1 protein-coding gene and 1 pseudogene are annotated in these 634 nt (G+C 47.8%); both read left to right on the top strand.

Annotation, left to right across the window (positions count from 1 at the left end; translation table 11 throughout):
- Positions 1 to 204: pseudogene (locus R7093_RS26155) on the top strand (electron transporter RnfC); the annotation flags it as partial.
- Positions 204 to 634 (top strand): RnfABCDGE type electron transport complex subunit D (locus R7093_RS26160; protein WP_318147142.1); only part of this gene is annotated, 431 nt, incomplete at its 3' end. The pseudogene R7093_RS26155 and the gene R7093_RS26160, both read left to right, overlap by 1 nt.

Genomic DNA, 634 nt, shown 5'->3' on the forward strand with positions numbered 1-634 from the left:
AAAGCCGCAGTAGCCGCTGCTATTGCTCGTGCAAAAGCGCGCAAAGCACAACAAGAAACTGAATCGCAACCTGTTGAAGAAACAGCTTCTCAAGAGCCAGCCGAAGATCCGAAGAAAGCCGCGGTCGCTGCTGCTATTGCTCGTGCAAAAGCGCGAAAAGCTCAACAAGACGCGAATAAAAATAATACCGAGGAGAACGAGTAATGTCGTTTTTTATTGCCAGTTCACCGCATGCGCATAGTCGTCGCAGCACGCCTGACTTAATGAAATGGGTAGCCTTATGTGCTATCCCTGGCTTGGCAGCGCAAACTTACTACTTTGGTTGGGGTACATTAATCCAGCTGATTTTTGCTATCGCCGTTGCAGTATCACTTGAAGCACTCGTGATGATCTGTCGTAAACGCTCGCCAATGAGAGCATTACGAGACAACAGTGCAATTGTCACCGCATGGCTACTCGCCGTCGCTATTCCACCTTGGTCTCCGTGGTGGATCATAGTTATTGGTTTAATTTTTGCGATTGTGATTGCCAAACATCTTTATGGCGGCATTGGACAGAATCTCTTCAACCCAGCAATGGTCGCTTACGTTGTACTTTTGATTTCCTTCCCGGTTCAAATGACCAGTTGGAGTGC

This window comes from Vibrio sp. 1580, from assembly GCF_033340055.1.